General features: G+C 41.3%; 19 protein-coding genes and 1 other annotated feature. Of the genes, 17 read left to right on the plus strand and 2 right to left on the minus strand.

The genetic code is table 11. From position 1 onward, the window contains the following. The first annotated feature begins 1 nt into the window (after nt 1). The 16 genes from ATE37_RS00535 to ATE37_RS00610 all read left to right on the plus strand — a co-directional run bounded on the left by ATE37_RS00535 (nt 2) and on the right by ATE37_RS00610 (nt 16800). Entirely contained in the window at nt 2-715 is a 714-nt protein-coding gene (locus tag ATE37_RS00535) for an O-methyltransferase (RefSeq protein ID WP_084867110.1), read from the plus strand. 67 nt (nt 716-782) lie between these two features. Then, nucleotides 783-1724 carry a peptidylprolyl isomerase PrsA gene (gene prsA / locus ATE37_RS00540; RefSeq protein WP_084867112.1) on the plus strand — a complete coding sequence of 314 codons (942 nt, stop codon included), beginning with the start codon at nt 783-785 and terminating at the stop codon, nt 1722-1724. A 188-nt stretch (nt 1725-1912) separates the two neighbouring features. Further along, entirely contained in the window at nt 1913-3136 is a 1224-nt protein-coding gene (ftsW, locus tag ATE37_RS00545) for a cell division peptidoglycan polymerase FtsW (protein WP_084867114.1), read from the plus strand. 24 nt (nt 3137-3160) lie between these two features. Next, nucleotides 3161-5857: a phosphoenolpyruvate carboxylase gene (ppc, locus tag ATE37_RS00550; protein ID WP_084867116.1), complete on the plus strand. Its 2697-nt coding sequence runs from the start codon at nt 3161-3163 to the stop codon at nt 5855-5857. A 96-nt stretch (nt 5858-5953) separates the two neighbouring features. Beyond that, nucleotides 5954-6170: a binding site (T-box leader), on the plus strand. Between the two features lie 117 nt (nt 6171-6287). After that, complete coding sequence (trpX, locus tag ATE37_RS00555; RefSeq protein ID WP_084867118.1) at nt 6288-7283, plus strand: tryptophan ABC transporter substrate-binding protein; 996 nt, start codon at nt 6288-6290, stop codon at nt 7281-7283. Nucleotides 7284-7348: 65 nt separating this feature from the next. Continuing rightward, the gene (locus tag ATE37_RS00560; protein WP_084867120.1) at nt 7349-8215 is read left to right on the plus strand and encodes an ABC transporter permease; all 867 of its coding nucleotides are present in this window, start codon (nt 7349-7351) and stop codon (nt 8213-8215) included. Then, a complete protein-coding gene (locus tag ATE37_RS00565) occupies nt 8212-8970 on the plus strand; it encodes an ABC transporter ATP-binding protein (RefSeq protein ID WP_084867122.1) in 759 nt (252 codons plus the stop codon). The genes ATE37_RS00560 and ATE37_RS00565 overlap by 4 nt, the downstream gene beginning before the upstream one ends. 195 nt (nt 8971-9165) lie before the next feature. After that, nucleotides 9166-10926, plus strand: a complete 1761-nt coding sequence (dnaG, locus tag ATE37_RS00570) for a DNA primase (RefSeq protein WP_084867124.1) — start codon at nt 9166-9168, stop codon at nt 10924-10926. Nucleotides 10927-10928: 2 nt separating this feature from the next. Next, complete coding sequence (rpoD, locus tag ATE37_RS00575; protein ID WP_084867126.1) at nt 10929-12038, plus strand: RNA polymerase sigma factor RpoD; 1110 nt, start codon at nt 10929-10931, stop codon at nt 12036-12038. A gap of 14 nt (nt 12039-12052) precedes the next feature. Next, entirely contained in the window at nt 12053-12382 is a 330-nt protein-coding gene (locus ATE37_RS00580) for a metal-sulfur cluster assembly factor (RefSeq protein WP_000331931.1), read from the plus strand. A gap of 112 nt (nt 12383-12494) precedes the next feature. Continuing rightward, a complete protein-coding gene (locus tag ATE37_RS00585; RefSeq protein ID WP_000428259.1) occupies nt 12495-13538 on the plus strand; it encodes a glycosyltransferase family 4 protein in 1044 nt (347 codons plus the stop codon). 8 nt (nt 13539-13546) lie between these two features. Further along, nucleotides 13547-14872, plus strand: a complete 1326-nt coding sequence (locus ATE37_RS00590; RefSeq protein WP_084867128.1) for a glycosyltransferase family 4 protein — start codon at nt 13547-13549, stop codon at nt 14870-14872. Nucleotides 14873-14892: 20 nt separating this feature from the next. Further along, a complete protein-coding gene (locus ATE37_RS00595) occupies nt 14893-15081 on the plus strand; it encodes a PspC domain-containing protein (RefSeq protein WP_000735791.1) in 189 nt (62 codons plus the stop codon). Nucleotides 15082-15111: 30 nt separating this feature from the next. Beyond that, complete coding sequence (locus tag ATE37_RS00600; RefSeq protein ID WP_084867130.1) at nt 15112-15246, plus strand: DUF4044 domain-containing protein; 135 nt, start codon at nt 15112-15114, stop codon at nt 15244-15246. A gap of 69 nt (nt 15247-15315) precedes the next feature. Beyond that, nucleotides 15316-16626, plus strand: a complete 1311-nt coding sequence (obgE, locus tag ATE37_RS00605; RefSeq protein ID WP_033606545.1) for a GTPase ObgE — start codon at nt 15316-15318, stop codon at nt 16624-16626. 9 nt (nt 16627-16635) lie between these two features. Then, on the plus strand, nt 16636-16800 hold the full coding sequence (locus ATE37_RS00610) for a hypothetical protein (protein ID WP_000502578.1): 165 nt from the start codon (nt 16636-16638) through the stop codon (nt 16798-16800). 35 nt (nt 16801-16835) lie between these two features. On the opposite strand, the gene ATE37_RS00615 is transcribed toward ATE37_RS00610, so the two are convergent. After that, entirely contained in the window at nt 16836-17306 is a 471-nt protein-coding gene (locus tag ATE37_RS00615; protein ID WP_007519472.1) for an arginine repressor, read from the minus strand. Nucleotides 17307-17324: 18 nt separating this feature from the next. Next, complete coding sequence (locus tag ATE37_RS00620) at nt 17325-19598, minus strand: Xaa-Pro dipeptidyl-peptidase (protein WP_084867132.1); 2274 nt, start codon at nt 19596-19598, stop codon at nt 17325-17327. Nucleotides 19599-19984: 386 nt separating this feature from the next. Here ATE37_RS00620 and ATE37_RS00625 point away from each other — a divergent pair, with 386 nt between their 5' ends. Then, nucleotides 19985-23086, plus strand: coding sequence for a DNA polymerase III subunit alpha (locus tag ATE37_RS00625; RefSeq protein ID WP_084867134.1), 3102 nt, complete (start codon nt 19985-19987; stop codon nt 23084-23086).

Raw genomic sequence — 23086 nt, forward strand, 5'->3', positions numbered from 1 at the left:
GATGGTAGAGTCTTATAGTAAAAATGCCAACCATAACATGCGCCGGCCCGTCGTCAAGGAAGAAATCGTTGAACTCATGCGCCAGCGTCAAAAGCAGGTGACTGGTTCTTTGAAAGAATTGGAAACCTTTGCTCGTAAGGAAAATATTCCTATCATTCCTCATGAAACAGTTGCCTACTTTCGATTTCTCATGGAAAGTCTGCAGCCTAAGAATATTTTGGAAATTGGGACGGCAATTGGCTTTTCAGCCCTCCTGATGGCAGAACATGCGCCAACTGCAAAGATTACAACCATTGACCGTAATCCTGAGATGATAGGCTTTGCCAAGGAAAATTTTGCCCAGTTTGACAGTCGTAAGCAAATCACCCTCTTAGAGGGAGATGCCGTCGATGTTTTGTCTAGCCTGACAGAAACTTATGACTTTGTCTTTATGGATTCGGCTAAGTCCAAGTACATCGTCTTTCTGCCTGAAATCCTCAAACGACTTGAAGTTGGTGGAGTGGTTGTCTTGGATGATATTTTCCAAGGAGGAGATGTTGCCAAGGACATCATGGAAGTCCGCCGTGGTCAACGAACCATTTACCGAGGTTTGCAAAGACTTTTCGACGCAACTTTGGATAATCCAGGTTTAACGGCAACTCTAGTTCCTCTTGGTGATGGCATTCTCATGCTACGAAAGAATGTAGCAGATGTACAGCTACCTGATGATAAATGATTTTCAGAAAAATTTAAGAAATTATAGTAAAATAGATAAAGTAACACTTACCGTAAAAGGAGTAAACATGAAGAAAAAAATTATGGCAGGAGCCATCACACTTTTATCAGTAGCAACACTTGCAGCTTGTTCAAATAGTTCTGAAGGAAAAGATTTGATCAGCATGAAGGGTGATGTGATTACGGAGCATCAATTTTTTGAAGAAGTAAAGAATAATTCAACCGCGCAACAAGTCTTGCTTAATATGACCATCCAAAAAGTATTTGAAAAGCAATATGGATCAGAGGTAACGGATAAAGATGTGGATGACGCCGTTGCTGAGGAACAAAAGAAATACGGGGATAGCTACAACAGTGTACTTCAACGGGCAGGTATGACTGCTGAAACTCGTAAAGCTCAAATTCGTACTAGCAAATTGGTTGAATTGGCAGTTAAGAAAGCTGCCGAGAGTGAATTGACAGATGAGGCTTACCAAAAGGCTTTTGAGTCTTATACACCAGATGTGACAGCTCAAATCATCCGTATGGATAATGAAGACAAGGCGAAAGAAGTGCTTGAAAAAGCGAAAGCAGAAGGTGCAGATTTTGCTCAGTTGGCAAAAGACAACTCTAACGATGATAAGACAAAAGAAAATGGTGGAGAAATCACTTTTGACTCTGCTTCAACAGAACTTCCAGAACAAGTCAAAAAAGCGGCCTTTGCCTTGGATGTGAACGGAGTTTCTGATGTGATTACGGCTACTGGAACACAAGCCTACAGCAATCAATTCTACATCGTTAAAGTAACGAAGAAGACGGAAAAATCTTCTAACTTAGAGGATTACAAAGAAAAATTGAAGACCATCATTTTGACTCAAAAACAAAATGATTCTGCCTTTGTTCAAGGAGTAATTGGTAAAGAATTGCAAGCAGCAAACATCAAGGTCAAAGATCAGGCCTTCCAAAACATCTTCACCCAATACATCGGTGGTGGTGACTCAAGCTCAAGCAGTAGCTCTTCATCTAACTAAGCAATGAAAATACAAATCTCATTTGAGGTTTGTATTTTTTATGCTTGAAGACAAAAAATAAGTAAAATTCGAAGGATTAAAGGATAATAGTTTTTTTCTTTCTGAAAAAGTGGTATAATAACAATCAAAACTAGAAAATAAAACGGAATTAGGGACAACCACCTCTGTTCCTATTAGAGTGGTGAAATATGAAAATTAGTAAAAGGCACCTACTAAACTATTCCATTTTGATTCCTTATTTTCTTCTGTCAATTTTGGGGTTGATTGTAGTTTACTCGACAACGAGTGCAACCCTAATTGAAGAAGGAAAAAGCGCTTTTCAATTGGTACGTAACCAGGGGATTTTCTGGGTAGCTAGTTTGGTTTTGATTGCCTTAATCTATAAATTAAAATTAGGTTTCCTAAGAAATGGGCGTCTCATCTTTATCGTAATGATTGTGGAGATGGTTCTTTTGGCTCTGGCGCGACTGGTCGGAACACCTGTCAATGGAGCATACGGATGGATCTCTGTAGGACCTGTAACGATTCAGCCGGCTGAATACCTTAAGATTATCATCATCTGGTACCTGGCACATCGATTTTCAAAGGAACAGGATGAGATTGCGGTTTATGACTTCCAGGTGTTGACCCAAAATCAATGGCTACCTCGAGCTTTTAACGACTGGCGTTTTGTTCTGCTAGTTCTGATTGGTAGCTTGGGAATTTTCCCAGACTTGGGAAATGCGACCATCTTGGTCTTGGTGGCGCTCATCATGTATACGGTTAGTGGGATCGCCTATCGTTGGTTCTCGACCATTCTGGCTCTCTTGGCAGGGAGCTCAATGTTTGTCTTGTCTGTCATTCGCTTTGTTGGGGTTGAAAAGTTCTCTCAAATTCCTGTATTTGGTTACGTTGCTAAACGTTTTAGTGCATTCTTTAATCCCTTTAATGACTTGGCGGGTGCAGGACACCAGCTCGCAAATTCTTACTATGCAATGGTAAATGGAGGCTGGTTCGGACTGGGATTGGGAAATTCTATCGAGAAGCGTGGTTATCTGCCGGAAGCCCATACGGATTTCGTGTTTTCGATTGTCATCGAAGAGTTTGGATTCGTAGGAGCGAGTATGATTTTGGCTTTACTCTTCTTCTTAATTTTGCGAATCATCTTGGTTGGTATTCGAGCTAAGGATCCCTTTAACTCCATGGTTGCTATCGGTGTCGGAGGGATGATTCTTGTCCAGGTCTTTGTCAATATCGGTGGGATTTCTGGGTTGATTCCTTCTACAGGGGTGACCTTCCCCTTCCTTTCACAAGGTGGGAACAGTCTCCTGGTATTATCCGTAGCCATTGCCCTTGTATTAAATATCGATGCCAGCGAGAAACGTGCTAAACTCATTAGAGAATACGAATCTCAAACTGTTGAAGGTCTGTAAGGATTGTATGGAAAGGAAAAATATATGTCTCTTCAGAAATTAGAAAACTATAGTAATAAAGCCGTCATCCAAGAAGAAGTCTTGATTTTGACGGAGCTGCTAGAAGATATCACAAAAAATATGCTAGCGCCAGAGACCTTTGAAAAAATCATGCAGTTGAAGGAATTATCAACAAATGAAAACTATCAAGGGCTCAATGAACTGGTGACTAGCCTTTCCAATGAAGAAATGATTTACATTTCTCGTTATTTCTCTATCCTTCCACTCTTGATTAATATATCTGAGGATGTGGACTTAGCCTATAAAATTAACCACCAGAACAATGTGGACCAAGACTATCTAGGGAAATTGTCTACAACCATAAAGATGGTAGCCGAAAAAGAAAATGCAGCTGAAATTTTAGAAAAGTTAAATGTCGTTCCTGTCTTGACCGCCCATCCAACGCAAGTACAACGCAAGAGTATGCTGGACTTGACCAACCATATCCATACGCTCTTGCGTAAGTACCGTGATGTCAAACTAGGCTTGATTAATAAAGAAAAATGGAACATGGATCTCCGTCGTTACATTGAAATTATCATGCAAACAGACATGATTCGTGAGAAGAAGTTGAAAGTAACCAACGAAATCACGAACGTGATGGAGTACTATCAAAGTTCCTTCCTGAATGCTGTTCCGCGTTTAACGGCTGAATATAAGAAACTAGCTAAAGAACAAGGAATTGAGCTCCAACATCCAAAACCAATTACTATGGGGATGTGGATTGGAGGAGACCGTGATGGAAATCCTTTCGTAACAGCGGAAACCCTCAATAAATCAGCTTTGACTCAGTGCGAAGTCATCATGAACTACTACGATGAAAAGATTTATAATCTTTATCGTGAATTTTCACTGTCAACCAGTATTGTGAATGTCAGTGATAAAGTTCGTGAGATGGCGCTGAAGTCACAAGATAACTCCATTTATCGCGAAAAAGAACTCTATCGTCGTGCTCTTTTTGATATCCAAGCTAAGATGCAGGCAACTAAGGCTTATCTCATTGAAGATAAGGATCTTCAGCCTAGATATGCTACTGCAGATGAATTTTATCAAGACTTGTTGGCCATTCGAGATTCTCTCCTTGAGAACAAAGGGGAATACCTGATTTCAGGAGAATTTGTTGAACTGATGCAAGCCGTTGAAATCTTTGGCTTCTACCTTGCTTCTATCGATATGCGCCAAGACTCTAGTGTTCATGAAGCCTGTGTGGCTGAATTGTTAGCATCTGCTGGCATCAACGACCATTATAGCGATCTCTCTGAAGATGAAAAATGCGCCCTCCTCTTAAAAGAGTTGGAAGAAGATCCTCGTATCCTCTCAGCTACTCATGCTGAAAAGTCAGAACTGCTTGAGAAAGAATTGTCTATCTTCAAAACTGCTCGCAAGTTGAAGGATAAACTGGGTGAAAATGTCATTCGCCAAACTATCATCTCTCACGCGACAAGTGTATCTGATATGCTAGAATTAGCCATCATGCTCAAGGAAGTCGGCTTGGTGGATGCTCAAAAAGCGCGCGTTCAGATTGTTCCCCTCTTTGAAACGATTGAAGACTTGGATCACTCGGAAGAAACCATGAGAAGATATTTCTCTCTTCCATTGGCTAAAAAATGGATTGCTTCAAAAGACAACTACCAAGAAATCATGCTTGGCTACTCCGATAGTAATAAAGACGGTGGTTATTTATCATCGTGTTGGACACTCTACAAAGCTCAACAACAACTGACTGCTATCGGGGATGAATTTGGCGTTAAGGTCACCTTCTTCCATGGACGTGGTGGTACTGTTGGTCGAGGTGGTGGTCCAACTTATGAAGCCATTACATCTCAACCGCTCAAGTCTATCAAGGACCGTATCCGTCTGACTGAGCAAGGAGAAGTGATTGGAAACAAATACGGCAACAAAGACGCTGCCTACTATAATCTTGAAATGTTGGTTTCTGCAGCCATTAACCGTATGATTACCAAGAAGAAGAGCGATACCAACACGTCAAATCGTTATGAAGCTGTTATGGATCAAGTGGTGGACCGTAGCTACGATATCTACCGTGATTTGGTCTTTGGAAATGAACATTTCTATGACTATTTCTTCGAGTCAAGCCCAATCAAGGCTATTTCAAGCTTCAATATTGGTTCGCGTCCAGCAGCTCGTAAGACCATCACTGAAATCGGTGGTCTACGTGCCATTCCTTGGGTCTTCTCATGGTCACAAAGTCGTGTCATGTTCCCAGGATGGTATGGTGTGGGATCAAGCTTTAAAGAGTTCATAGATAAAGATCCGAAGAATATCGAGTTTCTTCATGACATGTACCAAAACTGGCCTTTCTTCCAATCTCTTCTTTCCAATGTAGACATGGTCTTATCTAAGTCTAACATGAACATTGCTTTTGAATATGCTAAGCTCTGTGAAGATGAAGAAGTGCAGGCTATCTACTACACTATTTTAGATGAATGGCAATTGACTAAGGACGTTATTTTAGCTATCGAAGGCTATGACGAACTCTTGGCAGAAAACTCTTACCTAAAAGACAGTCTAAACTATCGTATGCCTTACTTTAACATCCTTAACTACATCCAGTTGGAGTTGATCAAACGTCAACGTCGTGGTGAATTGTCAGCAGACGAAGAAAAACTGATCCATACAACTATCAACGGAATTGCAACCGGTTTGCGTAATTCAGGCTGATATTCTACAAACTTCCTCTTTTTTCAAGGGGAAGTTTTTGAATTGTTTAAAAAATTCTAAAAATAATCTTGACAAGTAGTTGAAAAATGATATAATTTAAACATTCAGAAAGTAATCATGCTCATTTTTAAGAGAGTCTGTGGTTGGTGGAAGCAGATAGATGAAAGTGATGAAAATTGGGCTGAATGTTATAAAGAATTTGAAATCATAAAAATTCGGTGAGCACACCTTACAGTGCAACTCGTTATTGCGAGAAAGAGCGATAGGGATATTCCCTATAATTGAGGTGGCACCGCGCATCGACGTCCTCACACAAGTTTTTTGTGTGAGGACTTTTTCTATTGGGAGGAAAGATATTGGAATTTAAACGATGGCATCGCTTGTTTTGTTGAAAAGAGCATTATACAAGTGATTTAAAAGGAGAAAGAATATGAAAAATAAACGTTTAATGGGAATTATCGCTGGATTAGCAGTATTGGTGGTGGCTAGCTTGATTTATTCATCAATGAACAAGCCAGCAACTAAGGAAGAGCAAAAGGTCGCTAAGGTTGGTGTCCTTCAATTTGTTAGTCACCCATCCTTGGACTTGATTTACCAAGGGATTCAAGATGGACTAGCTGAAGAAGGCTATAAGGACGACCAAGTAAAAATCGACTTTATGAACTCTGAAGGCGATCAGAGCAAGGTTGCAACCATGAGTAAACAATTGGTGGCAAATGGAAACGACGTTGTTGTTGGGATTGCAACACCAGCAGCTCAAGGACTCGCTAGTGCTACAAAAGACCTACCAGTTATCATGGCTGCTATTACAGACCCAATCGGTGCTAACTTGGTCAAGGATTTGAAAAAACCAGGTGGCAACATCACAGGGGTATCAGACCACAACCCAGCTGAACAGCAAGTGGAATTGATTAAAACTTTGACACCAAATGTCAAAACAATCGGCGCTCTCTACTCAAGTAGCGAAGATAACTCAAAAACACAGGTAGAAGAATTCAAGGCTTATGCTGAAAAAGCAGGTTTGACAGTCGAAACATTTGCCGTTCCATCGACTAACGAAATTGCTTCAACAGTTAATGTCATGACAAGTAAGGTTGATGCGATTTGGGTTCCAATTGACAACACCATTGCATCCGCATTCTCAACAGTTGTTTCAAGCAATCAAACAGCTAAAAAGCCAATCTACCCAAGTGCCACTGCCATGGTAGAAGCAGGTGGATTAGCATCTGTAGTAGTTGACCAACACGATCTTGGAGTGGCTACTGGTAAAATGATTGCCAAAGTTTTGAAAGGTGAAAAACCAGCTGATACGCCAGTTAATGTCTTTTCAACTGGTAAGTCAGTGATCAACAAAAAACTAGCACAGGAACTTGGCATCACAATCCCTGAGTCCGTTCTAAAAGAAGCGGGGCAAGTGATTGAATAAGGATAAAGGGGGAGTTGGAGACATCTCCTCCCATTTTTACTAAAGAAAGAAATGAGTGAAAGATTATGATAGTATCCATTATTTCTCAGGGGATGGTCTGGGCGATTCTAGGTTTGGGAATCTTTATGACTTTCCGAATTTTGAATTTTCCAGATATGACTACTGAGGGCTCTTTTCCTCTAGGGGGAGCAGTAGCTGTAACCTTGATAACGCAGGGAGTTAACCCATTTTTAGCAACCCTAGCTGCAGTAGGGGCGGGCTGTCTAGCTGGAATGGCGACGGGACTCTTATATACTAAAGGAAACATTCCAACCCTCTTATCAGGAATTTTAGTAATGACTTCTTGCCATTCCATCATGCTCATGATTATGGGACGTGCCAATCTGGGGCTTCTTGGAACCAAGCAAATTCAGGATGTCTTGCCTTTTGATTCAGACCTTAACCAACTCCTGACTGGATTAATCTTTGTAGCTCTTGTTATTGGCCTCATGCTCTTTTTCCTTGATACCAAACTAGGCCAAGCCTACATCGCTACAGGTGATAATCCTGATATGGCTCGTAGCTTTGGTATCAATACGGGTCGTATGGAACTCATGGGTTTGGTTCTCTCAAATGGGATTATCGCGCTTGCAGGGGCCTTAATTGCTCAACAAGAAGGATACGCAGATGTTTCCCGAGGAATCGGCGTGATTGTCGTAGGGCTTGCTAGCTTGATTATTGGTGAGGTTTTGTTCAAGAGTTTGACCTTGGCAGAGCGACTCATAACCATCGTTGTAGGGTCTATTGCTTATCAGTTCCTCGTCTGGGGAGTGATTGCTCTTGGCTTTAACACCAGCTATTTAAGACTCTACAGCGCCTTGATTTTGGCAGTTTGTCTTATGATTCCAACCTTCAAAAGCAAATACCTGAAAGGAGTCAAGTTTAGCAAATGACAGCAATTGTAGAATTAAAAAATGCTACCAAAGTCATCACGAATGGCTTTGACGAGGAAAAAATCATTCTGAATGATGTTTCTCTTGAAATTTTCGAACATGATTTCATTACCATCCTAGGGGGAAATGGAGCAGGAAAGTCAACGCTTTTTAACACTATTGCAGGTACCCTGCCTTTAACAAGTGGAAGTATCCGTATCATGGGCGAGGATGTGACGCATTTTTCACCTGAAAAGCGGGCTAAGTACTTGTCTCGTGTCTTTCAGGATCCTAAAATGGGTACGGCTCCCCGTATGACAGTGGCGGAAAATCTTTTGATTGCCAAGTTTCGTGGTGAGAAGAGAGGACTCCTGCCTAGAAGGCTTTCAAGCCATAGGGAAGAGTTTCAGGCTACCATTGAAAAAGTGGGAAATGGTCTTGAAAAGCATCTAGATACTCCGATTGAGTTTCTATCAGGTGGACAACGTCAGGCCTTGAGTCTCTTGATGGCAACCTTGAAGCGACCAGAGTTGCTCTTGTTGGATGAACACACAGCAGCCCTTGACCCAAAAACAAGTGTGGCCTTGATGGAATTAACAGATGACTTTGTCAACAAGGATCATCTAACAGCCTTGATGATTACCCACCATATGGAAGATGCATTAAAGTATGGAAATCGTCTGATAGTCATGAAGGAAGGCCGAATCATCCAAGACCTTAATAAAGAAGAAAAAGCTAAGATGAAAATTTCAGACTACTATCAATTATTTGAATAGATGAGTTAAATTATCATCAAAAATAGTGAAGAAAAGCTTAGAAACCTGGAAGTGTTTCTGAGTTTTTTATCTCCCATTTTAATATGGAAAAATATAGCAAAGAGAATTCTGGAAAGCGTATGAAATGGTTTACTTTTTTTCAGAAATAAGCTATACTAGTTAACGTAAAACTATGATAAGATGGAGGTATTGTGTATGGTTGACAAGCAAGTTATTGAAGAAATCAAAAACAATACCAACATTGTGGAAGTCATAGGTGATGTGATTTCTTTACAGAAGGCTGGACGGAACTATTTAGGGCTCTGTCCTTTTCATGGTGAGAAGACCCCCTCTTTCAACGTTGTGGAAGACAAGCAGTTTTATCATTGCTTCGGCTGTGGTCGTTCAGGAGATGTCTTTAAGTTCATCGAAGAATACCAAGGCGTATCCTTTATGGAAGCCGTTCAGCTCTTAGGGGAGCGCGTTGGTATTCAACTAGCTATGCCTGTCCAGTCTCGTCCTCAACAAGCTTCCCCTCATCAAGCTCTATATGATATGCATGAAGAAGCTGCCCGTTTTTACCATGCAATTCTCATGACGACCAAGATGGGAGAAGAAGCAAGGGATTATCTCTATAAACGTGGATTGACAGATGATGTTCTGAAGCACTTCCAGATTGGACTGGCTCCAGCCGAGAGAACCTATCTTTATCAACGTTTGGCTGACAAGTTTGAGGAAAAGGACTTATTGGATTCTGGCCTGTTTTACCTGTCAGATGGCAATCAGTTTTATGATACTTTTTTCGGACGGATCATCTTTCCTTTGACCAATGACAAGGGGCAGGTTATTGCTTTTTCAGGTCGTATCTGGCAAGAAACGGATAGTCAGACTGCCAAGTACAAAAATAGTCGCTCGACTGCAATTTTTAACAAGAGTTACGAATTGTATCATTTGGACAAGGCAAAAAAGGGAACAGGTAAGATTACAGAGCTCTATCTAATGGAAGGCTTCATGGATGTGATCGCAGCCTACCGTGCTGGTATAGAAAATGCTGTAGCTTCCATGGGAACGGCCTTAAGCAAGGAGCATGTTGACCACCTCAAACGCTTTACCAAAAAAATTATTCTCAGCTATGATGGCGACAAGGCAGGGCAGGCAGCAACAGCCAAGGCTCTAGAGGAGTTAAAAGACTTTTCAGTGGAGGTTGTTCGAGTACCTGATGCCATGGACCCAGATGAGTATTTGCAAAAGAATTCTGCTGAAGACCTGGCCTACCTCTTAACAAAGACTCGTATCAGTCCTATAGAGTTCTATATTCACCAACTCAAGCCAGAAAATAGTGATAACTTGCAGGCGCAAATCGAGTTCATTGAAAAGATTGCGCCCCTAATCGCCAAAGAAAGGTCTATCACTGCCCAGAATTCTTATATCCACATTCTGGCGGATAATCTACCTTCTTTTGATTACCAGCAGGTGGAGCAGATTGTAAATGAAAGTCGCATTGTTCAGAGGCAGGAAAGAGTCAAAGAGGAGCAACCTCCAGCAGCGATTAGTATACCTGTAACGCGACAATTGACAGCAGTCATGAGAGCAGAGGCTCATCTCCTCTATAGGATGGCTGAGAACCCAGTTGTGTTAAACGACTACCGATTAAGAGAAGATTTTTTCTTTGATACCCCAGAATTTCAGATTCTTTACGAATTATTAAGTGAGCAGGGAGAAATCGGCTCAGAGGAGCTTTCTCATCAGACACCTGAGGTTGAAAATGCTTGGTACCACGTGCTTAGCCTGGATTTGCCAGCTGAGATGTCGCCTCAGGAGCTAGTGGAAGTCGAAGCGACTCGAAACCGTGCTCTCCTCAGCAAGGACAACTTAAGAATTAAAAAGAAAGTGCAGGAAGCTAGTCATGTAGGAGATACAGACACAGCCTTGGAAGAATTGCAACGATTGATTTCCCAAAAGAGAAGAATGGAGTAATAATGGCAACAAAACAAAAAGAAGTAACTACATTTGATGTGCAAGTAGCAGACTTTATCCGTAACCACAAAAAAACAGGAACAGCAACAGATGACGAAATCAATACAAGTCTGGTTATTCCCTTTACTTTAGATGCAGACGGTATTGAAGACCTTTTGCAACGGATCCAAGATGCTGGAATTTCTATCACAGACAACGAAGGAAATCCAAGTGCGCGTGTGCTTAGTGCAGAAGAAGAACCAGAACTCAGTGATGAGGACTTGATTGGCTCAACTTCTGCCAAGGTTAATGACCCAGTCCGTATGTATTTGAAGGAAATCGGGGTCGTTCCTCTCTTGACCAACGAAGAGGAAAAAGAATTGGCCCTAGCAGTTGAGGCTGGTGATATCGAAGCCAAACAACGTCTTGCAGAAGCCAACCTTCGTTTGGTGGTTTCGATTGCTAAGCGCTACGTAGGGCGTGGCATGCAGTTTCTTGACTTGATCCAAGAAGGAAACATGGGCTTGATGAAGGCTGTTGACAAGTTTGACTATTCAAAAGGATTTAAGTTTTCAACTTACGCAACTTGGTGGATTCGTCAGGCAATCACTCGTGCCATCGCTGACCAGGCTCGTACCATTCGTATTCCTGTCCACATGGTTGAAACCATTAACAAGCTTGTCCGTGAACAGCGTAATCTCCTTCAAGAATTAGGGCAAGATCCAACTCCTGAACAAATCGCTGAGCGTATGGATATGACACCTGACAAGGTCCGCGAAATTCTAAAAATCGCTCAAGAACCAGTATCGCTTGAAACACCGATTGGTGAAGAGGACGATAGCCATCTTGGGGACTTTATCGAAGACGAAGTGATTGAAAATCCAGTAGACTACACAACTCGAATCGTTTTGCGTGAGCAGTTGGATGAGGTTTTGGATACTCTAACAGACCGTGAAGAAAACGTCTTGCGCTTGCGCTTCGGGCTAGATGATGGAAAAATGCGTACTCTTGAAGATGTTGGTAAAGTCTTTAACGTGACTCGTGAGCGTATCCGTCAGATTGAGGCTAAGGCTTTGAGAAAATTGCGTCAACCAAGTCGCAGCAAACCCCTTCGTGATTTTATTGAAGACTAAGAGTGAGGAATAACATGGCTTATACAGAAGAGCAAATTGAAACGATCAAAACACGCATTTTAAATGCCTTGGAAGAGGTCATTGACCCTGAGTTGGGAATTGATATTGTCAACCTAGGTTTGATTTATGAGATTCGTTTTGATGGTGAAACAGGTCACACGGAAATTGATATGACCTTGACAACTATGGGCTGCCCACTGGCTGACCTCTTAACAGACCAGATACACGATGCGATGACAGAGGTGCCTGAGGTAACCAATATTGAAGTCAAATTGGTCTGGTATCCAGCCTGGACGGTTGAAAAAATGAGTCGCTATGCGCGTATCGCCCTAGGAATTAAGTAATCGATTGGAAAATTACGAGAGACGATTGGAAAAGAGAGGGGCTCCTCCATTTTCCTCTGGTCTCTTCTTTCTTTTACTGATTTTCTTGAAATAAAATGGTATAATGAGTAGTATGGAAAACAAAAAATTGCGTATTAATATGCTAAGTTCAAGTGAAAAAGTGGCTGGTCAAGGAGTGTCAGGAGCCTACCGTGAATTGGTGAGTCTCCTTCATCGTGATGCCAAAGATCAGTTGATTGTTACGGAGAATCTTCCTGTAGAGGCAGATGTAACCCACTTTCACACCATTGATTTCCCTTATTATTTATCCACATTTCAAAAGAAACGCTCTGGGAGAAAGGTTGGCTATGTGCATTTCTTGCCTGAGACGCTCGAGGGGAGTTTGAAAATTCCATTTTTCTTAAAAGGAATTGTCAAACGCTATGTTTTTTCCTTTTACAATCGGATGGAACACTTGGTGGTGGTCAATCCCATGTTTATCGAAGATCTAGTGGCTGCGGGTATTCCACGAGAAAAAATAACTTATATCCCCAATTTTGTAAACAAAGAAAAATGGCATCCATTACCAGCTGAACAGGTTGCACAACTTCGTGAAGAAATGGATCTCGCCAAAGATCAGTTTGTCGTGGTTGGTGCGGGTCAGGTTCAGAAACGAAAAGGAATAGATGACTTTATCCGTCTTGCTGAAGAATTGCCAGAAATTACCTTTATCTGGGCTGGTGGTTTTTCATTTGGTGGAATAACAGATGGTTATGAACGCTATAAGAAGATTATGGACAATCCACCTAAAAATCTAATTTTCCCAGGTATTGTGTCACCGGAGAGGATGCGGGAACTGTATGCTTTAGCTGATTTGTTCTTACTACCTAGCTATAATGAACTATTCCCTATGACCATCTTAGAGGCAGCTAGTTGCGAGGCTCCTATTATGTTAAGGGATTTGGACCTGTATAAGGTCATTCTTGAGGGAGATTATCGTGCTACAAGTGATGTCTCTGAGATGAGAGAAGCAATCCTAGAATACAAAGAAAATCCTGAAGCGTTGAAAGAATTGAAAGAAAAAGCTAAAAGGATATCCAAGCAGTATTCAGAAGAGCGTTTACTGGGAATTTGGTTAAAATTTTATCGGGAACAGGCTGCTCTAGGTAAAAAGTGAGGTAATCTATGCGAATTGGTTTATTTACAGACACCTATTTTCCTCAGGTTTCCGGGGTTGCGACCAGTATTCGAACCTTGAAGACAGAGCTTGAGAAGCAAGGCCATGCAGTTTTTATCTTTACAACAACAGATAAAGATGTGAACCGCTACGAGGATTGGCAAATTATTCGAATTCCGAGTGTTCCTTTCTTTGCATTTAAAGATCGACGATTTGCCTATCGAGGTTTTACAAAGGCACTTGAAATCGCCAAGCAGTATCAGCTCGATATCATTCATACCCAGACAGAATTTTCACTTGGATTATTAGGGATTTGGATCGCACGAGAATTGAGAATTCCTGTTATCCATACCTACCATACCCAGTACGAAGACTATGTGCATTATATTGCTAAGGGGATGTTGATTCGTCCAAGTATGGTAAAATATCTGGTACGTGGTTTCCTTCGTGATGTAGATGGAGTAATCTGTCCTAGCGAGATTGTCCGGGACCTTTTATCTAAATACAAAGTGAAGGTTGAAAAACGTGTCATTCCAACCGGAATTGAGCTAGCTAAGTTTGAACGACCTGAGATTAAAGAGGAAAACTTGAAAGAACTTCGTTCGAAGTTAGGTATTCAGGAAGACGAGAAAATGCTACTGAGCCTTTCGCGTATTTCTTACGAGAAGAATATCCAAGCAGTTCTAGATGCTTTTGCTGAAGTATTGAAAGAAGAAGATAAAGTAAAGCTGGTCGTTGCTGGAGACGGTCCTTATCTGGACAGCCTGAAAGAGCAAGCAGTGAAATTAAACCTGCAAAAACATGTGATTTTTACAGGGATGATTGCTCCAAGTGAGACAGCCTTATACTATAAGGCTGCAGATTTCTTCATCTCTGCCTCTACTAGTGAAACCCAAGGATTAACTTATCTAGAGAGTTTAGCCAGTGGAACGCCCGTCATTGCTCATGGCAATCCTTATCTTGATAACCTGATCAGTGACAAAATGTTTGGAACCCTCTACTATGGAGAACAGGAGTTAGCAGGGGCCATCCTTGAAGCCTTAATCGCTACTCCGGATATGTCTGAACAAAAGTTGGCGGATAAGTTGTACGAAATTTCGGCTGAAAATTTTGGAAAACGAGTACATGAGTTTTACCTTGATGCCATTATCTCAAATAACTTTGAACATGAATTGCATGATGGAAAACCTGTCAGTCAGCGCTTTTTGAAAACGATTTTATATCTACCCCAACAGGCTGTTACAAGTCCAGTAAAAGAGTCTAAGCGTATTTTGCGGGCTTCTCGGAAGCAATTATCCAGCATCAGAGATTATTGGAAAGATGAATTCAAATAATAGAATAAGAGGAAAATATTATGAAAAAATTAATGCGAAGTGGAAAAAACCAAATAATTGGTGGAGTCTGTGCAGGAGTTGCCCATTATTTTGATATTGACCCAACAATTGTTCGTGTTGTTTGGGGTGTTCTTGCATTTTGTTATGGAGCAGGAATCCTTGCTTACATCATTTTATGGGTGGTTGCACCGGTTTCAACAGACTATTAATTTAGAATTATAAAGTGAAAAGGAGAAGTTATGGCTTTTGGAGATAATGGAAAACGTAAAAAAACATTGTTTGAGAAAGTGACACTTGTTGTCGTGCTCATCATGTTGTTTGTAACCCTTGCTGGTATCTTTGCAACTGCGTTTGGAGCTTTTAGCAGATTCTAAGCAAGCTAAGAGGATAGAAACAATAACTAATGACTGGGTTCTCCCAGCCTTTTTAAAGTGAGAAGAAATATGAGTATGTTTTTAGATACAGCCAAGATCAAGGTCAAGGCTGGTAATGGTGGCGATGGCATGGTTGCTTTTCGCCGTGAAAAATATGTCCCGAATGGTGGCCCTTGGGGCGGTGATGGTGGACGTGGAGGTAATGTTGTTTTCGTGGTAGACGAAGGCTTGCGTACCTTGATGGATTTCCGCTATAACCGTCATTTCAAGGCTGATTCCGGTGAAAAAGGGATGACCAAAGGAATGCACGGACGTGGTGCAGAAGACCTTCGTGTTCGTGTGCCACAGGGAACTACTGTACGTGATGCAGAAACAGGTAAAGTCATTACAGACTTGATTGCACATGGTCAAGAATTTATCGTGGCTCATGGCGGTCGAGGTGGTCGTGGGAATATCCGTTTTGCAACACCAAAAAATCCTGCACCTGAAATCTCTGAGAATGGAGAGCCAGGTCAAGAACGTGAGTTACAACTGGAATTGAAAATCTTAGCAGATGTTGGTCTAGTCGGTTTCCCATCTGTCGGCAAGTCAACTTTGCTCAGTGTCATCACTTCAGCCAAACCCAAAATCGGTGCCTACCACTTTACGACGATTGTCCCTAATTTGGGAATGGTTCGTACGCAGTCAGGTGAATCTTTTGCAGTAGCAGACCTTCCAGGTTTGATTGAAGGTGCCAGTCAAGGTGTTGGTCTTGGAACCCAGTTCCTTCGACATATCGAACGCACTCGAGTTATCCTCCATGTCATCGATATGTCTGCTAGCGAAGGTCGTGATCCTTATGAGGATTACCTTGCTATCAATAAGGAATTGGAATCCTATAACCTTCGTCTCATGGAACGTCCGCAGATCATTGTGGCCAACAAGATGGATATGCCTGAAAGTCAGGAAAATCTTAAAGCCTTCAAGGAAAAGTTGGCAGCAAACTACGACGAGTTTGAGGAACTTCCAGCCATCTTCCCTATTTCTGGATTGACCAAGCAAGGTTTGGCTACACTTTTGGATGCGACAGCTGAATTGTTAGACAAGACTCCAGAATTTCCGATTTATGATGAATCCGATATGGAAGAAGAGGCATACTACGGCTTTGATGAGGAAGAAAAAGCCTTTGAGATTAGTCGTGATGATGATGCGACATGGGTACTTTCTGGTGAAAAACTCATGAAACTCTTTAACATGACCAACTTTGACCGTGACGAATCAGTTATGAAATTTGCTCGCCAGCTTCGTGGTATGGGGGTTGACGAAGCCCTTCGTGCGCGTGGAGCCAAAGATGGTGATTTGGTCCGAATCGGTAAATTTGAGTTTGAATTTGTAGACTAGGAGATTGATATGGGAGATAAACCGATATCATTCCGAGATGCAGATGGAAATTTTGTTTCTGCAGCAGATGTGTGGAATGAAAAGAAACTAGAAGAATTGTTTAATCGTCTCAACCCTAAACGTGCTCTTCGATTGGCACGCACAAAGAAAGAAGAAACACAGTCCAAGAAATAAAAAATTCCCGTGATCTTTTGATCACGGGATTTGTGTTATTCGCCAAAGAAAAATGGTGGTGCGTATTTTTTAAGGCTTTCAAAACAAGCTTGCGCTTTTGTAGCATCTTCACAGATAATCATGCAGACATCATCTCCACAAAGCGTTGCAATGACATCTGGAAAGTCCAAGGAATCAATTACAGATCCAAATGATTGGGCTAAACCGGGTAAAGTTTTCAAAATAACTTGGTGTTGGACAGGACGCAACATAACAAGAGCATCTTCCATATAATTTTCGAGACGTTTTTCCCACTTGGAGATAGAGCCTGTATTTAACACGTAGTAAGAATTATCTTCTTCTCGTACTTTTGAAAGGTTCATGGTTTTGATATCGCGTGATAAGGTTGCCTGTGTAACTTGGATATCGTTTTCGGCTAACAAGGCTTGCAATTCCGCTTGGGTATGGATTTTGTTTTTTGAAACGAGGGCACGAATAAGTTGGTGTCTGTGTTCAGATTTGTTCATAAGTGTTAATAGCTCCTTTTATGAGGGAATAGTGATAGTAGACTGTGCTAAATCAACAGTCAAGTGATAGTCTGTATTATCTCGAATTGTAATCTCAAAGTCTGTTGTGTAGAGAACCAAGCGGAGAGTGTCTCCTTCTTTAAGTTTGTAAATAGTTGGTTGGAGCTCTAGCTTGAAGTCCATCCATTCATTTGGTTGAATTTCTTCGATTGTCAAGAGATCATTTCGGTTTTGAAGATTGAGGTAGCCTTTGGTGATGACACGTTGGGAACTTGGGTTGAATGGCAGCTCACAGAGATTTTCTAACATGTGGTAACGACCATTGTCAATGGTTCGGACTGATTGAACCGCTGGATAGGGTTGAAGGTACTTCTGTTGTCCTAGTTGGAGGACTTGAGCAGACAATAAGCCCTTGTTTGTACTTGATTTGACACGAAGTTTCAGTTCCACTCGACCATTTAAGTGGATGTCATTGGTCACCGGAAGGTCAATAGTGATTTGATTGGCTTTTCCCTGGTAAAGTTCTGTGTTGAAGGTCTGGTAAGTCTTGCCATAACGCTCAAAATCTTTTTGATCATACTGGTTTTGAATTACCTTTTCTTCAACTCCAAGAGAGAAGGTATGCAGTTTATTCTGTTTGCCAAAGTTATCAAGACTTTGCCATCTTTGCGGTGCGATATTGTCCTGCCAGATAACAGTCGGAAGTTGATAGCCTGAGTCAAGTCCTAACAATTTCTTACTTAACAAGGCATTCATGGACTCGCGGAAGTCGATCGACTGCCAGTTGTTCATATAAACATGGGCACCATGATGGAAAAAGAGGTGCTTATTGATATGGCTAGGAAGGGCATGAAACATCTGGTAAACGTGAAGTGGTTTGACATTCCAATCCTGGGAACCATGCGTAAAGACGACCTCAGCTTGAACCTTGTGAGTATTGAGTAGATAGTTGCGGTCATGCCAAAACTGGTTGTAGTCACCAGTCTTGCGATCTAATTGTTTTTTTACCTTCTCTAAGTCTGCCTGATGAGCTTCATTGCCACGAATATAGTCACCAGCTTGGAGGTTGCGGGAGTAGGTCAATTCAGCAAGTGAGTCAAAATCCTCACCTGGATAACCACCTGGGCTGGTCACCAAACCATTTTCCCGATAGTAGTTGTACCATGAGGAAATACCTGCTTCTGCGATGATGACCTCTAAGCCATCAACACCAGTGGTCGCAAGTCCATTGGACATGGTCCCTAGATAGGAAATACCTGTTGTTGCGACTTTACCGTTTGACCAATCAGCCTTGACTTGCCGTTTGCGCGTGTGATCCGTGAAAGCACGGCAACGACCATTAAGCCAGTCAATTACATTTTTATATGCTTCAATTTGCTGGTAGTCCCCATTGGTCATGAGACCTTGGGAATCCCTGGTACCAACACCCGATACATAGAGATTGGCAAATCCTCGTGGGAGGAAGTAGTCATTTAGAGTATATGAGCTATTGATATGAGATAGCTTTTCTTCAGTTTCAGAGACGAGTTCAGCTTGACCGAGAGGCTCGACTAAATTCAGCTTAGGCTCCTCAAGCTGGATGGTGTGGGCAGGTTTGACCTCAAGCTCCCCTTCCATTTTGTAGAGAGCTTTATCGCTAGCTTTGACGTTGGTTCCTTGGTGATAAGGGCTGGCAGTCATAACTGAAGGAATTTGCCCATCATAACGCGGGCGAATAATGCTGACCTTGACTAAGTCAGGGAGACCATCTTTATCAGTATCCACACGACTCTCGACATACACGACTTCACGAATGACATCATGAGTAGAGAAGGTCGCCAAGCTCTTACCGTTAAAGTAGTGGTAGTGATTGTCTTCTGAAATGAGTCCGTCACTAACAAGTTGGTCGATGAGCGTATTTCCTTTTTTCGTTCGCGTATTGAGTAACTGATAAAGATTTTCGATGAGATCTCCATAAACAATAGGAAATCCAGTTTCTTTACGGAATTGTTCGGCGTCCTCAAAGTCAACAAGATAGTTAAACCCTAAAAGTTGAAAAACTACAGTGTAGAAAACATCAGCAGTTAATTCACGCTCTGATTGGAAAAAAGTTAATAGATCTGTTTCGTTATCCGCGGCCAAAGTGGATAAGGCATAATCCGTGTTAGAATAAGTGAAAAAACTCCATCGGATGAAGTCTTCAAATTGCTTTTTTAAGGGCAGTTGAGGTGACAATTCCAGATCAAGACTTGCTAGTTCATCTAATTGTTGAGAACTAGTGGTCGGAAGATAGCTAAATTGATTAAAACGCATGGTTCTCTCCTTTGAAAACAGACTGAATTTATTATATCAAAAAATAAGGAAAAATGGAATAAATAAACTTTAATGCAAGAAATTTCGTGGAGCGGAATACCTGTTTAGTAAGTTATTATAAAATGGTGAATAAATACTATAATAAAAAGCCCTTTCTTAGAATTTTTTATATGTGAAATTGCATATAGAGTCCGGCTTTATTATACTTTACTTAGTATAAAAATGTCTAAAATGATATTCAAATCCATCTTATAATATTAAAAATTAAAGGGAAGAAAGACGGAGAGGGTGTAAATGCTGATGTTGAAAAGAAAGCATCCGAGTAGCTTCAATATCCAACTTTAAATGGTATAATAGTAGTAAAACGAGAGCAAGGAGGAGAAGAAATGATTGCACAGCTCGATACCAAGACTGTTTATAGTTTTATGGAAAGTATGGTTTCGATTGAAAAATACGTACAAATGGCTAAAGAATACGGCTATTCTCACCTTGCTATTATGGATGTGGATAATCTCTATGGAGCCTATCATTTTCTAGAAGTGACTCGTAAGCATGGCATTCGACCTTTAATTGGTCTAGAAATGACCTTGATCAAAGATGAGAAGAGTATTCCTCTCCGTTTTCTAGCCCTATCTACTAAAGGCTATCAAGAGTTGATGAAGTTATCCACTTTAAAAATGACTGGACGGAAAAATTGGTCTGACTTCACCTCCCACCTCGAAGATGTTGCTATTATTGTTCCCTATTTTAATGGGGTCGAACAGTTAGATTTAGGCTATGACTATTATATCGGTGTCAGTCCAGATACTCCTCAAGAAGTCTTTACTAGATCCATTCTTCCACTGTATCAAGTCAACTCTTTTGAAAAAGAAGATATCCAAGTTTTACAAATCTTGTCAGCAGTCAAGGATAATGTCAGCCTAAGAGAAGTGGATCTGCATTCACAACAAGGAATATTTCTACCTGCCTCAGACTTGGAAGCACGTTTTATGAATCGCTTCCCTCAGGCGCTTGCCAATCTCCAGGATTTGATAGAGAATGTAAGCTATCAAATCGACCCAAGTTTAAAACTTCCTCGCTTTAATCCTGAAAGACCAGCAGTAGAAGAACTTCGAGCGAGGGCTGAGCAAGGCTTGAGTGACAAGGGGCTAACCTCGGCTCTCTATCGTGAGCGACTAAATGAAGAATTAGCTGTGATTCATGATATGGGCTTTGACGACTATTTCCTTGTAGTTTGGGATTTGCTCCGTTTTGGACGTTCCCAAGGATATTATATGGGAATGGGGCGTGGTTCTGCGGTTGGTAGTCTGGTGGCTTACTCACTGGATATTACAGGAATCAACCCGGTTGAAAAGAACTTGATTTTCGAACGCTTTTTAAATCGTGAGCGCTACACCATGCCCGATATCGATATCGACATCCCTGACCTCTATAGGCCGGAGTTCATTCGCTATGTTCGTGATCGGTATGGTAGTCAACATGTGGCACAGATTGTCACTTATTCGACCTTTGGAGCAAAACAGGCAATTCGTGATGTTTTCAAACGTTATGGTGTTCCAGAGTACGAATTAACCAACATTACGAAAAAAATCAGTTTTCGAGATACGCTAACGACAGCCTATGAAAAGAATTTGCAGTTTAGGCAGATTATCAATAGCAAGATTGAATACCAAAAAGCTTTTGAGATTGCTCGAAAGATTGAAGGGTATCCTCGTCAGACCTCTATCCATGCCGCTGGGGTCGTTATGAGTGACCAAGATCTGACAGACTATATCCCGCTCAAATACGGTGAGGATATGCTGATCACCCAATATGATGCACATGCAGTTGAAGCTAATGGCCTTTTAAAAATGGATTTTCTAGGTCTGCGTAACTTGACTTTTGTCCAAAAAATGCAGGAATTACTTGCTGAGTCAGAGGGTGTTCACCTGAAAATCGAAGAGATTGATTTGGAAGACAAGGAAACTCTTGCCCTCTTTGCTGCTGGAAATACCAAGGGGATTTTCCAGTTTGAACAACCTGGTGCCATTAGACTCTTGAAACGAGTTCAGCCACAAGTCTTTGAGGAGGTAGTAGCCACAACCTCGCTCAACAGACCAGGTGCTAGTGATTACATTGATAACTTTGTCGCTCGTAAGCATGGCAAAGAAAAAGTGACAGTACTAGATCCTACCTTGGAGGACATTCTGTCATCAACTTATGGTATCATGCTCTATCAAGAGCAGGTCATGCAGGTAGCTCAGCGATTTGGAGGCTTCAGTCTTGGTAAAGCTGATATTCTCAGACGAGCCATGGGTAAGAAAAATGCTAAAGAGATGCATTTGATGAAGGAAGATTTTATCACGGGAGCTATGAAATTGGGGCATACAGAAGAAAAAGCCAACCAAGTCTTTGCAGTGATGGAAAAATTTGCAGGCTATGGATTTAACAGATCCCACGCCTATGCCTACTCAGCTCTGGCTTTCCAGCTAGCTTATTTCAAGACGCATTATCCTGCTATTTTCTTCCAAGTCATGTTGAATTATTCCAGTAGCGATTACATTGTAGATGCATTGCAGATGGGCTTTGAAGTAGCCCCGTTAGTAATCAATAGCATTCCCTATCACGATAAGATTGCTCAGAAGAAAATCTATCTTGGTCTAAAAGCCATTAAGGGCATGCCAAGAGATTTCTCTTACTGGATCATCGAAAATCGTCCTTTTTCAAGTGTGGAAGATTTCGTCACACGTCTTCCCAAGAATTACAAGAAACTGTCTCTTTTGACTCCTTTGGTTGAATTAGGGCTTTTTGATGAATTTGACAAGAATCGTCAGAAAGTCTTAGTGAACCTACCAAACTTATTTGTTTTTGTTGAGGAGTTAGGTGGACTCTTTGCGGATACAAATTATAGTTGGACTGAAGCTGATGATTTTACTGAGGCAGAGAAATTTTACAAGGAGCAGGAACTGATTGGGGTAGGTATCAGTACCCATCCTCTCCAAACTCTTGCCAAACAAGCCATTTATCCGACGGTGTCAATTGCTAATCTTACTGAGGGAGCTCAAGCTACTCTCCTAGTTGAATTGCAAAAACTAAAAGTGATTCGAACCAAGAAGGGCGAGAACATGGCCTTTCTACAGGTTCATGATAGTAAGTCTCGGATGGATGTGACTGTATTTTCAGACCAATATAGAAAATTCTCCTCTATCCTCTCCGAAGGGAAATTTTACTATATCAATGGGAAGGTTCAATCTCGAGATGGTCGTCTGCAAATGATTGCACAAGATTTGAAAGAAGCAGTGGCGGAACGATTCTGGATCCAAGTTAAAAATCATGAATACGATAAAGAGATTTCAAATATCCTAGAACAATACAAAGGCCCAATTCCTGTCATTATCAGGTGTGAAGAGGAGCAAAAAACGGTTGTTTCTACACGGCATTTTGTAAAAAAAGAGCCTGCTTTACAGGAGAAATTAAAGGAAATTACCATGAAAACGATTTATCGCTAA

The organism is Streptococcus oralis subsp. tigurinus (assembly GCF_002093575.1).
Lineage (GTDB): Bacteria > Bacillota > Bacilli > Lactobacillales > Streptococcaceae > Streptococcus > Streptococcus oralis_CH.